This window comes from Vibrio sp. 10N.261.52.A1 (genome assembly GCF_002876325.1).
Lineage (GTDB): Bacteria > Pseudomonadota > Gammaproteobacteria > Enterobacterales > Vibrionaceae > Vibrio > Vibrio chagasii.
In genome coordinates, this window is the sequence record NZ_MCYD01000711.1 from 1 (window position 1) to 11,115 (window position 11,115).

Consider the following 11,115-nt stretch of genomic DNA (forward strand, 5'->3'; position numbering starts at 1 on the left):
GTGCTGAAACACTAACTTTAGCAAGTACTTATTTATAAAAAGGTACGCTAAAAACACAAGCTTTCACTAAAAATCAACCAGTTAAAACAACACCCAATAAAATTACATAAGATAGAGATATTTTCAATACCATTAAATGGCCATTCTCGACAATTTCACTTTTTTGCTTACAGAGTCCCGTTATTTACTGCTACTAACGAGTATTTAATGACTATCTTTGCAGCCTATTGTGCGTAATCTGGCGCTAGATGATAGTATTCACTCCCCCGTATCAATAGGTTATTACATTGGATATTCAGCAAGGCTTTGTACTTACAAGACAGGCGAGAGATTTTTCAGGGCGAACACAGATCGACTTGTGGTTAAGCACACCTGAAGGCCCTACTCTTCTGACTATTCAAAACGAAAAGCCAGTATTTTTTGTTGCTCAATCTGATGTAGCCGCATGCGAGTCGATTGCAGCCAAAGAGTCCATTGAGTGCCAGTTTAAACCTCTTGAGCTCGCAACTTTCGACCAAACCTCTCTCGCGGCTTGTTATACAACACTATCGAGAAGCAGCTTGGGATTAGCACAAGCCTTCAACAACGAAGAAATCCAGACTTTTGAGAGCGATATTCGCCTTGCGGATCGATTCCTAATGGAACGTTTTATCAAAGGAAGTATCGAGTTTACTGGTACGGCTGTGCAAAAGAATCAGCATCGTCGAGTCTCCAATGCCAAGTGCAGAGCGGGCAATTACTTACCAACATTATCGATGGTTTCTCTGGATATTGAATGTTCAGAGAAAGGCGTGCTCTACTCCATTGGCTTAGACAGTCCAATGGATAGCCGAGTGATTATGATTGGCGATCCACAGCAAGCTGAAACCAATATCCAATGGGTCGCGAATGAAAAAGCGCTGCTTGAAGCGATGATTTCGTGGTTCTCTGAATTTGACCCAGATATCATCATTGGCTGGAACGTCATTGACTTCGATTTTAGGCTGCTACACAAGCGTGCAGAATGGAATGAGGTAAAGCTCAATATCGGTCGAGATAATCAACCTAGCTTCTTCCGTAGCTCAGCACAAAGCCAACAAGGCTTCATTACTATTCCAGGGCGTGTTGTCTTAGATGGCATCGATATGCTGAAAACAGCAACCTACCACTTCAGATCTTGGTCACTTGAATCAGTCTCACGCGAACTACTCGGTGAAGGTAAGGATATCCATAACGTTCATGACCGTATGGATGAGATTAATCGAATGTTCAAGTTCGATAAGCCCTCACTAGCTAAGTACAACCTGCAAGACTGTGTGTTGGTAAATCGAATCTTCGAACACACCCACCTACTCGATTTCGTTATAGAGCGCTCTCGCTTGACCGGAGTTGAGCTAGACCGTGTTGGCGGATCTGTTGCAGCCTTTACCAATTTATATTTACCTCAGATACACAGAGCAGGCTATGTTGCCCCGAACCTAGAGCCAGAGAACTGGATCGCTAGCCCCGGTGGCTACGTGATGGACTCCATCCCTAATCTCTATGACTCCGTTCTGGTGCTCGACTTCAAAAGCCTATACCCGTCCATCATTCGTTCATTTTTGATTGACCCTATGGGGTTAATCGAAGGGTTGAAATTGGAAATCGGCCCAGCTGAAAACCAAGCCGTTGATGGCTTTCGCGGTGGGCAATTTCACCGCACCAAACACTTCTTACCAGAGATGATCGAAAACCTTTGGGCCGCTCGTGACGTCGCAAAGAAGAACAACGAAAAAGCCTTCTCTCAAGCCATTAAGATCATCATGAACTCTTTCTATGGCGTGTTAGGTTCCTCTGGCTGCCGCTTCTTTGATACTCGCTTGGCGTCATCAATCACCATGCGTGGTCATGAAATCATGAAACAAACCAAGGTTCTGATCGAAGACAAGGGCTACCAAGTAATTTATGGGGATACCGACTCGACCTTCGTTTCCCTCAATGGCAGTTATGACCAAGAGCAAGCTGACGAGATTGGCCATCAACTGGTCGCTTATATTAACAACTGGTGGGCTGAGCACCTAAAAGAGACCTATAACCTGACCTCAATTCTCGAGCTGGAATATGAGACCCACTATCGAAAATTCCTGATGCCAACCATTCGTGGTTCGGAAACAGGCTCGAAGAAGCGCTATGCCGGTTTAATCAACCAAGGCGACCAAGAGAAGATCATTTTCAAAGGGCTTGAGAGCGCGCGAACAGACTGGACACCACTCGCGCAACAGTTCCAACAAACCTTATATGAAATGGTCTTCCACGACCAAGACCCAACCGACTACGTCAGACAGTTTGTTGATGAGACTTCAGCAGGTAAGCATGACGACTTGCTGGTTTACCAAAAGCGCCTGCGTCGCAAGTTGCATGAGTACCAAAAGAACATTCCGCCACAAGTTCGGGCTGCCAGAATGGCTGATGAGGTCAATGCAAAACTAGGGCGCCCACTTCAGTACCAAAACAAAGGGCGTATTGAATACTTGATTACCTTGAATGGCCCAGAGCCCAAAGAGTATTTGAAGAGTGGTATCGATTATCAGCATTACATCGATAAGCAGATTAAACCGGTGGCAGAAGCAATCTTGCCTTTCATTGGTTTAGATTTTGAGAGAGTCAGTGGGCAGCAATTAGGCTTATTCTAAGATTCTTGTCTGAGTTTAATCAGAATAAAAAAGCAGAGGAATGTTCAATTCGCTCTGCTTTTTATATCTGTAGGTTGCGAAGTTCTATCCGATTCGAAACTCTGTTTTCTGATATTGCTTAACCAGCCATTCCCCAAACCCATCCAGAATGCCAACCACTGAACGTTTCGGAATCGGTCGGCCTGAAAGCAATATACCCAGTCGTTGGATTTCGACTTCTCTGTCTGGGTGATACTTCAAGAACTGCTGACCACAAGCAACGGGGTTATCAAACCAATACTTATCACGATACATTACCAAAGAGTAGCTCGCTCGTAGCAGCTTCTTGGCGATGATCACTTGCGCTGCGACTTGCTGTTCAGGCGTTGTTGCTCGCGCAATTTTGTTGCGATATACCGCTAACCAGTTTTCAACGTCCATATTCCAATGCTTGGCAATTTCCCAACTGGTTTCGAAATCACCATAACAATCTGATAAGTCTTCACCATACACACACACCGACAGATGCTTGAGCATAAAACCCCACGTGAAGATATTGTCGAAGTCGACCACTTCACTCACCAATGTGGTTTTTATTGCCACTTGAGTGACCTGAGGAAAGCTCTTTTGGAAACGCCATTTAATGGTGTTTAACAGCGTAGTTCGCTGCTCAGGAAACGGACGGTGTGTCACCACAACCACGTCAAGATTTGAGCGACCGGCTACCGCTTGCTTGCGAGCAACACTGCCATAAATATAGACACTGTGAAGATTAGAACCCAGCCCACCTTTTAAGAAGGTAATTAGATCGTTAACCACAGGTTGAAATTCGGGTTGAAAAGGCTGTGTAGGGTCAATAACAGGTAACTGCATAGGTCGTTTCGGCAAATAAAATCATGATTTAACTGTGACTCTATGATCGCTTAGGTGACTTTATGATTCAAGCTATTCCTATTTATAGCATCTCCGAGATATAATCAGCGGATAGACCCACTAAGGACAAACACAAAATGCCTAGAGCAAGTGAAATTAAAAAAGGTTTTGCTATCACAGTAGAAAGCAAAACAGTCATTGTTAAAGATATCGAAGTAACAACACCAGGTGGCCGTGGCGGTCAAAAGATTTACCGTTTCCGTGGTAACGACGTAGCAACTGGCGTTAAAACTGAAGTTCGCCACAAGGCTGACGAAATCGTTGAAACGATCGATGTAACTAAGCGTGCAGTAATGTTCTCTTACGTTGATGGCAACGAGTACATCTTCATGGACAACGAAGATTACACACAATTCATCTTCAACGGTGAAACTATCGAAGACGAGCTACTGTTCATCAACGAAGACACTCAAGGCATGTACGCTATCCTTATCGACGGCAACGCAGCAACACTTGAGCTACCAACGTCTGTTGAGCTAGTTATCGAAGAGACTGACCCTTCAATCAAAGGTGCATCAGCGTCTGCTCGTACTAAGCCTGCTCGCCTTTCTACAGGTCTTACTATCCAAGTACCTGAGTACATCGCGACTGGCGACAAAGTAGTAGTAAACACTGCTGAACGTAAATACATGAACCGCGCAAGCTAAGATACTTATTATGACCGAAGCTAACGACCTAATGTCTTATGACGACGCAATTGATACTGCATACGACATCTTCCTAGAGATGGCACCCGATAACCTTGAACCTGCAGATGTGATTCTATTCACGGCTCAGTTTGAAGACCGTGGCGCTGCAGAGCTTGTTGAAACAGGTGATGATTGGGTTGAACATGTTGGCTTTGAAGTCGACAAAGAAATCTACGCAGAAGTGCGCATTGGTCTTGTGAATGAAGCTGATGACGTTCTAGACGACGTATTTGCTCGCATGCTAATCAGCCGTGACCCAGAGCATAAATTCTGTCACATGCTGTGGAAGCGCGACTAATACGACTGCTGACGCTCAACTTCATGAGTAAACAAGCACTCATGTAAACGAGTTAAAAATCTAGCCGAGCCACTTGCTCGGCTATTTTTATCACGCTACTTCCCTGCATGAGAACTCTCTTTCTTTATCAACTTTATATTCACTGATATGACCAAAGCAAAAACAGATACACAATCCAAAGGCTATGCCTGCATTGGCCTAGTTAACCCAAAGACGCCTGAAAACGTAGGCTCTGTAATGCGAGCGGCTGGCTGCTACGGCGCTAACTCTGTGTTCTATACAGGCACACGATACGATCATGCGCGAAAATTCCATACCGACACCAAAGAGAAGCACTTAGAGCTGCCACTGATTGGCGTTGAAGAGCTGAAAGACATTATTCCAGTAGGCTGCGTGCCTGTGGCCGTTGATCTGATTGAAGGTGCGAAGCCTCTACCGGATTACAAACACCCACCACGCGCGTTTTATATTTTTGGCCCAGAAGATGGCACGCTAAAGAAAGAGATCACTGATTTCTGCCGCGACACGATTTACGTTCCAACCAATGGTTGCATGAACCTCGCAGCATCTGTGAACGTGGTGCTTTACGACCGTTTGGCGAAGGGTGATAACTTTTCGAATCATAAGTAGAAGATACGAGATACGAGATACGATCAGATTATAGATGCGCGTAAACGAGATAAGAGACGCGAAGAGCGCGCTCACTGCGTTTATGGCAGCATGTTTTCGATACTCGGTTACTCGCATCCCGCATCTTCTATTTGTTCAGATGTAAAAAAACCTGCTAAGTTAGCAGGTTTTTTAGTATTCAGTGCTTTAAGACAATAAAGCTTTAAGCTTAAGAAGTCATGTAATTACTGACGTGTTCTTGGCTTAGCTGGTTTAGCCGGACGACCATTGTTCATCTTTGGCTTGCTTTTGTTAGCCTGAGGTTTGCCTTTTGCTGCTGGTGCACTGCGACCTGAATCAGGTGTTGTAGTACCACGAGTAGCTGGCTTCTTACGTTTAGCTTGGTTGCTACGGGCTTTTGGCGCATTTGCGCGCTCTTCGTGACGCTTAACAGCACGACGAATTTTCTGGCTACGAGAACGCTCACGCTTACGAGAAGTGTTTGAAGGATCAAGATCCAACAATGTCTCTTTCTCTGGCTTAAGTTCTACAAGCTCACGCAGGTAGTTTACTTCTTGAAGATCTAGCTCTTTCCAACCGCCACGAGGCAGTTTCTTGTCAAGGTAGATATCACCGTAACGTACACGTTTCAGGCGGCTTACTGTTGTTTCTTGTGATTCCCAAAGACGACGAACCTCACGGTTACGACCTTCGTTAATCGCTACGTAGAAAGTATGGTTCATACCTTCACCACCAGCGTAAACCACATCTTCGAAACGAGCCATGCCGTCTTCTAGTTCAACACCGCGCACAAGGTTCTTAACCTTCTGCTCAGTAACTTCACCAAATACACGTACTAGGTACTCACGCTCAACCTGACGGCTTGGGTGCATTAGACGGTTTGCAAGTTCACCATCGGTTGTGAAAAGCAAAAGACCAGACGTGTTCGCATCAAGACGACCAACCGAAATCCAACGAGAACCACGGATCTTAGGTAGACGATCGAAAACTGTGCGGCGACCTTCAGGATCATGACGAGTACATAGCTCACCTTCAGGTTTGTAGTAAGCAAGTACACGACAAACCACTTCTTCAGACGCTTTACCTGAAACAGTATGGCCATCGATACGGATCACTGAGTTTTCGTCTTCAAGACGCTCGCCCAGTTTCGCAACTTGCCCGTTAACACTTACACGGCCAGATTTGATTAAACCTTCTAGTTCACGACGAGAACCGTGACCAGCTCGCGCTAAAACCTTCTGTAATTTTTCGCTCATTTACTCTTTTCTACCTAATTGTCGTCTTCACAGACGTCGAATGAATTTTTCGCGACCAAATCGCGGCCGCGTATTATCGCAAATTACCTACCAAAAAGCACTTGTTATTTACTTATGGTAGGCGCTCTGTATCGTTACAGACTGTTAACCAGTAATGCGATTATTCAAACGGCGCTGGATCACCGGCACCACGGCGTAGAATGACAGCATCATCGTCGCTGAAGTCAATCACTGTGGTCGGTTGTTCACCTAAGTAGCCACCATTCAAAATAACATCAACAGCGTGTTCTAGGCTGTCGCGAATTTCTTCTGGATCCGACTCTGTTGTCTCATTACCCGGTAAGATAAGAGACGTAGACATCAATGGCTCACCCATCGCTTCTAACAGGTCTAGAGCGATCTTATTGTCTGGTACACGAATACCAATAGTTTTACGTTTCGCGTTCATTAAGCGCTTTGGCACTTCTTTGGTCGCTTTAAAAATAAACGTGTAAGCACCTGGCGTATGAGCCTTAAGCAGACGAAAAGCAACGTTATCTACGCGTGCATACAGTGACAGTTCAGACAAGTCACGGCATAACAGAGTGAAGTTATGCTTATCGTCGATACGACGAATCTTACAAATACGTTCTAGTGCTTGCTTGTTCTCAAGCTGACAACCCAGCGCATAGCCTGAGTCTGTTGGATAAACCACAACACCGCCATTACGAACAATCGCAACCGCTTGATTGATTAAACGTGCTTGTGGGTTATCTGGGTGTACATAAAAAAACTGGCTCATTATTGATCCTCGTTATCGAATCTCTCGACTCTATCATCAGAAGGAGCTGCTTCACTTAGATACTGACATTGCTATCAGATGGTGAAACCGTTTGAAACTCCCAATCTTTCCATACTTCTTCGACCCCAGAAGGTAGCCAGAGATTGCGTCCAAGTTCCATCCAAGGAGATGGATAATGGAAGTCGCTGCCTTGGGAGGCTAATAGTTTGTATTGTATAGCATAATCCGCAAGAGTGCGTCTTTCTTGTTGTGCTTGTTGAGGTTGTGCCACTTCCATCGCGTCGCCTTTTGCCTCAACAAATGCAGTCAGTAGGCGCTTAACCCACTTAGCAGTAAAACCATATCGGCCTGGATGCGCTAATACCGCTTGCCCACCAGCGGCGTGAATGGCCGTGACAGCATCACTCATTGAGCACCAAGTTGGTGGCACGTAACCCGGGTTATTGCGAGTAAGAAACTTTTTGAACACTTGCTGCATGGTTTTCGCATAACCGTTATCGACTAGCCACTTAGCAAAATGGGCGCGAGTGATCGGTGCATCGCCAGCAATCAACTTAACCTCTTCTAATACCCCTTCGCGTGTTGCTTTCTCAAGGCGCTGGGCAATCAGTTCGGCACGGCCAATACGGTGCTGCTTCTGTTGTTCAATAAGAGCTTTCAGCTCTGGTGACTCAGGGTCGACGTTTAAACCAACAATATGAATATCTTTGTTTTGCCATACTGTGGAGATTTCGATGCCATTTATCAGCTGAATAGGAAGATTGTTATCCGCAATATAGTTGCGCGCTTCAGCAAGCCCATCCGTCGTATCATGATCTGTAATCGCTAACGCTTCGATGTTAAAGCTTAGCGCTCGGTCAATTAGCTCAGGTGGAGTAAGTCGACCATCTGAGGCTGTTGTATGACTATGTAGATCAATTCTCATATATTCTTTTTCATTGTTTTCAATTTTTATCGTTATATTTGTGTCAACACACTTGACCCGCAAGCGGAAAACTAGTTAACTAGTACACAAATACGAAGTATCACATTTGATAGGTTCACCATGTTACAAGAATTTAACCAAGACCATAAAGATAAAGTTTTAGAACTTTCTTCAGTAGAAGCAAGTTCAGAGCTTAATTGGTGGCGCACTTGGACAAGTTCTTGGTGGGCTAACGTATACTTCTAATTAAACAGTTTGTTTATAAAAAAGTTATCACTAAGCCCGCTTCCATAGCGGGCTTTTTAATTTGTCGAACATCTCACATTCAACTGACTAACAAATCATCGAATTGACCATATTCTAGATTGGGTGAAAGGTATCTTTATGCGACTATGTACGGCAGGAAATTTAAAGAATCATAAAGGAGGTCTTGTGAACAAGGCCATTGAAATCAAAAAGCTGGGAACCATTGAGGTCATCAATTCTTCAGTTCCTTACTCGCAAGATCCAACCAGTGTTTTCCATACCTTGTGTGAAAACAAAACAGACAGTTTGCTGTTGGAATCTGCTGAGATTGAATCTAAACAGAACCTGACAAGCCTACTCCTTATCGACTCTGCTGTTCGCATTGTATGCCGCGAACATGAAGTAACCTTTCAAGCCCTGACTAAAAACGGTCAAGCGCTTATCGAACACCTAACTCAAAACGTGAAAGCAGAGATTAAATCTGATTTGACGGATAACTTACTGACGCTGACTTTTGTTGAGCCGAGCAACGAATTAGACGAAGACTCACGCTTAAGAGAAGCTTCTTCTTTCGATGCACTACGTTTGGTTCAGCACAGCTTTGAGCAAGACGCTGATAATAAGCACGCGTTATTCATGGCTGGCCTATTCGCTTACGACATCGTGGCGAACTTTGAACCGCTAGGCGATGCTGAAGCAACCAACAACTGCCCTGACTTTGTATTCTACGTGGCTGAAACCCTGCTTCGTTTCGACCACCAAGAGAACCAAGGCCTGCTTCATGCAAGCTTGTTCACTAACGATGAAAGCATCAAAGCGCAGCTAACTGAGCGTTTAGCCGACATTCAAACACAATGTCAGTCACTGAAAGCGATCACGGAAGTGACACCACTAGACAACGTGGAAGCGGTACCAAGCGTTTCTGATGAAGATTTCTGTCAAACGGTTCGTGACTTAAAAGAGTACGTAGTAAAAGGCGATGTGTTCCAAGTCGTACCATCACGCCGCTTCACACTCCCTTGCCCTGCTCCACTAGCCGCTTACAAAGAACTTAAACAAAGTAACCCAAGCCCTTACATGTTCTACATGCAAGATGAGCTATTTACGCTGTTTGGTGCATCTCCAGAAAGCGCGCTGAAATACGAAACTGAAACCAACCAAATTGAGATCTACCCAATTGCTGGTACTCGTCGTCGCGGTAAGCGTCCTGACGGTCAAATCGATTTCGACCTAGACAGCCGTATCGAGCTTGAACTGCGCACCGACAAGAAAGAAAACGCTGAGCACATGATGCTTGTCGACCTAGCGCGTAACGACGTTGCACGCATTGCCGAAGCTGGCACTCGCCACGTAGCAGATTTACTGAAAGTTGACCGCTACAGTCATGTAATGCATTTGGTTTCTCGTGTCGTTGGTCAACTACGTGAAGATTTAGACGCCCTGCATGCTTACCAAGCTTGTATGAACATGGGCACCCTAACGGGCGCACCAAAAATCCGTGCAATGCAGCTTATCCGTGATGTAGAAAAAACGCGTCGTGGTAGCTATGGCGGTGCGGTAGGTTACCTAACAGGTGAAGGCACGTTAGATACTTGTATCGTAATTCGCTCAGCTTACGTTGAAGATGGTGTTGCACAAGTACAAGCCGGTGCTGGCGTGGTGTTCGATTCAGATCCACAAGCAGAAGCCGATGAAACTCGCGGCAAAGCGCAAGCGGTCATCTCAGCGATTCAAGCTGCACATACTAAAACCATCTCTAACAAGAAGGAGTCGTAATCATGGCTGATATTGTATTCATCGATAACTTCGACTCGTTCACTTACAACCTTGTAGACCAGTTCCGCTCATTGGGTCACAACGTAAAAATATACCGTAACAACATCTCTGCAAAGGTAGTGGAAGCGGCAATCAACGAACTAGACAACCCTGTTGCTCTACTTTCACCAGGTCCTGGCGCTCCAGCAGACGCAGGCTGCATGCCTGAGTTGATTCAACTGCTAAAAGGCAAGGTGCCAATGATTGGTATCTGCTTAGGTCACCAAGCGATCGTTGAAGCTTATGGCGGCACCGTTGCAGGCGCAGGCGAAATCATTCATGGTAAGGTGTCGATGATGGAGCACCAAAATCATGCGACTTACCAAGGCTTACCTTCTCCACTGGCTATTGCTCGCTACCACTCTCTGGTTGCTACCCATGTATCAGATAGCCTAACGGTAACCGCTGAAGTCGATGGTTTGGTCATGTCTGTGGTTCAAGAACAAGACAAAGTATGTGGATTCCAATTCCACCCAGAATCAATTATGACAACCTACGGTGCAACGCTTCTAGCGAACGCTATCGAATGGGCACTTGAGAAACCTCTCTGCCTTGAGAAGAAGGCCACTCTTGATAAAAAGACTAACTAGGAAACGATCATGGAACAGATTAATAAACTTTACGAACAGCAGTCTCTTACTCAAGAAGAAAGCCAACAGTTATTCGACGTTATCATCAAGGGTGAACTAGACCCAATCCTGATGGCTTCTGCACTGACTGCACTGAAAATCAAAGGCGAGACACCGGACGAAATCGCCGGTGCGGCGAAAGCGCTGCTTGCTAATGCAAACCCGTTCCCACGCCCAGATTACGATTTTGCAGACATCGTAGGTACAGGCGGCGACGGTCACAACACCATTAATATTTCGACAACTTCAGCATTTGTTGCCGCGGCATGTGGTTTAAAAGTTG

General features: G+C 45.3%; 11 protein-coding genes, 1 pseudogene and 1 other annotated feature. Of the genes and pseudogenes, 8 read left to right on the forward strand and 4 right to left on the reverse strand.

The features are described from left to right. The first annotated feature begins 287 nt into the window (after nt 1-287). Complete coding sequence (locus tag BCT81_RS14175) at nt 288-2,651, forward strand: DNA polymerase II (RefSeq protein WP_102424835.1); 2,364 nt, start codon at nt 288-290, stop codon at nt 2,649-2,651. Nucleotides 2,652-2,735: 84 nt separating this feature from the next. On the opposite strand, the gene BCT81_RS14180 is transcribed toward BCT81_RS14175, so the two are convergent. Continuing rightward, complete coding sequence (locus BCT81_RS14180) at nt 2,736-3,503, reverse strand: nucleotidyltransferase (protein ID WP_102424836.1); 768 nt, start codon at nt 3,501-3,503, stop codon at nt 2,736-2,738. 137 nt (nt 3,504-3,640) lie between these two features. On the opposite strand from BCT81_RS14180, the gene yeiP reads away from it, so the two are divergent. From yeiP to BCT81_RS14195, 3 genes are all read left to right on the forward strand, one after another. Beyond that, nucleotides 3,641-4,210, forward strand: a complete 570-nt coding sequence (yeiP, locus tag BCT81_RS14185; RefSeq protein ID WP_004741259.1) for an elongation factor P-like protein YeiP — start codon at nt 3,641-3,643, stop codon at nt 4,208-4,210. Between the two features lie 10 nt (nt 4,211-4,220). Then, a complete protein-coding gene (locus BCT81_RS14190) occupies nt 4,221-4,550 on the forward strand; it encodes an HI1450 family dsDNA-mimic protein (RefSeq protein ID WP_004741258.1) in 330 nt (109 codons plus the stop codon). A 147-nt stretch (nt 4,551-4,697) separates the two neighbouring features. Continuing rightward, nucleotides 4,698-5,180: an RNA methyltransferase gene (locus BCT81_RS14195; RefSeq protein WP_004741257.1), complete on the forward strand. Its 483-nt coding sequence runs from the start codon at nt 4,698-4,700 to the stop codon at nt 5,178-5,180. A gap of 224 nt (nt 5,181-5,404) precedes the next feature. Here the strand turns inward: BCT81_RS14195 and rluB are convergent, their stop codons facing one another. The 3 genes from rluB to BCT81_RS14210 form a co-directional block, all read right to left on the reverse strand. After that, nucleotides 5,405-6,436 (reverse strand): 23S rRNA pseudouridine(2605) synthase RluB, encoded by a 1,032-nt coding sequence (gene rluB / locus BCT81_RS14200; RefSeq protein ID WP_102424837.1) that lies wholly within the window; start codon nt 6,434-6,436, stop codon nt 5,405-5,407. 160 nt (nt 6,437-6,596) lie between these two features. Continuing rightward, nucleotides 6,597-7,217, reverse strand: coding sequence for an L-threonylcarbamoyladenylate synthase (locus tag BCT81_RS14205; RefSeq protein ID WP_004741255.1), 621 nt, complete (start codon nt 7,215-7,217; stop codon nt 6,597-6,599). Between the two features lie 55 nt (nt 7,218-7,272). Beyond that, a complete protein-coding gene (locus tag BCT81_RS14210) occupies nt 7,273-8,142 on the reverse strand; it encodes a PHP domain-containing protein (protein WP_102424838.1) in 870 nt (289 codons plus the stop codon). A 120-nt stretch (nt 8,143-8,262) separates the two neighbouring features. On the opposite strand from BCT81_RS14210, the gene BCT81_RS14215 reads away from it, so the two are divergent. The 4 genes and pseudogenes from BCT81_RS14215 to BCT81_RS14230 form a co-directional block, all read left to right on the forward strand. Further along, complete coding sequence (locus BCT81_RS14215) at nt 8,263-8,388, forward strand: hypothetical protein (protein ID WP_004741253.1); 126 nt, start codon at nt 8,263-8,265, stop codon at nt 8,386-8,388. Beyond that, nucleotides 8,335-8,449: a sequence feature (Trp leader region), on the forward strand. It overlaps the preceding gene by 54 nt. A 125-nt stretch (nt 8,450-8,574) precedes the next feature. After that, complete coding sequence (locus BCT81_RS14220; RefSeq protein ID WP_102424839.1) at nt 8,575-10,164, forward strand: anthranilate synthase component 1; 1,590 nt, start codon at nt 8,575-8,577, stop codon at nt 10,162-10,164. Nucleotides 10,165-10,166: 2 nt separating this feature from the next. Beyond that, nucleotides 10,167-10,793, forward strand: a complete 627-nt coding sequence (locus BCT81_RS14225; RefSeq protein ID WP_102424840.1) for an aminodeoxychorismate/anthranilate synthase component II — start codon at nt 10,167-10,169, stop codon at nt 10,791-10,793. 9 nt (nt 10,794-10,802) lie between these two features. After that, nucleotides 10,803-11,115: pseudogene (locus tag BCT81_RS14230) on the forward strand (anthranilate phosphoribosyltransferase); the annotation flags it as partial.